Below are 1,412 nucleotides of genomic sequence, written 5' to 3' on the forward strand. Positions count from 1 at the left end.
AGTTGAGTCCCCGATGATGGTGTAACGCGGTTGCCGGCCTCGTCGTAGTAGACGTGGAGCGGCCACCGCGTGATCTTCGAGTGAACCCTTCACAGCACTCTCGAACGGAGCATCACGGTGACCGCACCTCACATTGTCGACCCTGCCGGCCTGCTTGGCGAGGCCCTGGCGGAAGCCTCCCCGGACCTCATGCGCAACCTGCTGCAGACGGTGATCAACGCGCTGCTGTCCGCCGACGCCGACGCGGTGGTCGGTGCCGAGTGGGGCCAACGCAGCCCGGACCGGACCGCGCAGCGCAACGGCTACCGGCACCGCGACCTGGACACCCGGGTCGGCACGATCGACGTCGCGATCCCCAAGCTGCGCACCGGGACGTACTTCCCCGAGTGGCTGCTCGAGCGGCGCAAGCGGGCCGAGTCGGCGCTGATCACGGTGGTGGCGGACTGTTATCTGGCCGGGGTGAGCACCCGCCGGATGGACAAGCTCGTCAAGCAGCTGGGCATCAACAGCCTGTCGAAGTCGCAGGTGTCCCGGATGGCCGCCGACCTCGACGCCCAGGTCGAGGCCTTCCGCCACCGGCCCCTCGACGAGGCCGGACCCTTCACGTTCGTCGCCGCCGACGCCCTGACCATGAAGGTGCGCGAGGGCGGGCGGGTCATCAACGCCGTGGTCCTGATCGCGACCGGTGTCAACGGTGACGGGCACCGCGAGGTCCTGGGCATGCGGGTGGCCACGGCCGAGACCGGGGCGGCGTGGAACGAGTTCTTCGCCGACCTCGTGGCCCGCGGCCTGGCTGGGGTCCGGCTCGTGACCTCAGACGCGCACGCCGGCCTCGTCGAGGCCATCGCGGCCAACCTTCCCGGCGCCACCTGGCAGCGCTGCCGCACCCACTACGCCGCCAACCTCATGAGCGTGACCCCGAAGTCGATGTGGCCGGCGGTCAAGGCGATGCTGCACTCGGTCTACGACCAGCCCGACGCCGCCGCGGTGCACGCCCAGTTCGACCGGCTGCTGGACTACGTGGCCGCCAAGCTGCCGGCGGTGGCCGAGCACCTCGACGCCGCCCGCGCCGACATCCTGGCCTTCACCGCCTTCCCCAAGGACGTCTGGACCCAGATCTGGTCCAACAACCCCTCCGAGCGGCTGAACAAGGAGATCCGGCGCCGCACCGACGCCGTGGGCATCTTCCCCAACCGGCAGGCCATCGTTCGCCTCGTCGGGGCCGTGCTGGCCGAACAGACCGACGAATGGGCCGAAGGCCGCCGCTACCTCGGCCTCGAAGTCCTCGCCCGCTGCCGACTCGCTCCAGTGACCGACACGACGACGGAGGTGAGCACCGACCCCGTCCTCGAACTCAGCGCCTAACCCCTACGAAGGATCACAGGCGATACACCACTACCTGGGACTTGACC

1 protein-coding gene is annotated in these 1,412 nt (G+C 69.5%); it reads left to right on the forward strand.

Features of this window, described 5'->3' with window-relative positions; translation table 11 throughout:
• Positions 1 to 117: 117 nt before the first annotated feature.
• Entirely contained in the window at positions 118 to 1,365 is a 1,248-nt protein-coding gene (locus tag K3M35_RS25710) for an IS256 family transposase (RefSeq protein WP_106386906.1), read from the forward strand.
• The last annotated feature ends 47 nt before the right edge of the window (positions 1,366 to 1,412 follow it).

This window comes from Rhodococcus sp. DMU2021 (genome assembly GCF_019641445.1).
Taxonomy (GTDB): Bacteria; Actinomycetota; Actinomycetes; order Mycobacteriales; family Mycobacteriaceae; genus Rhodococcus; species Rhodococcus pyridinivorans.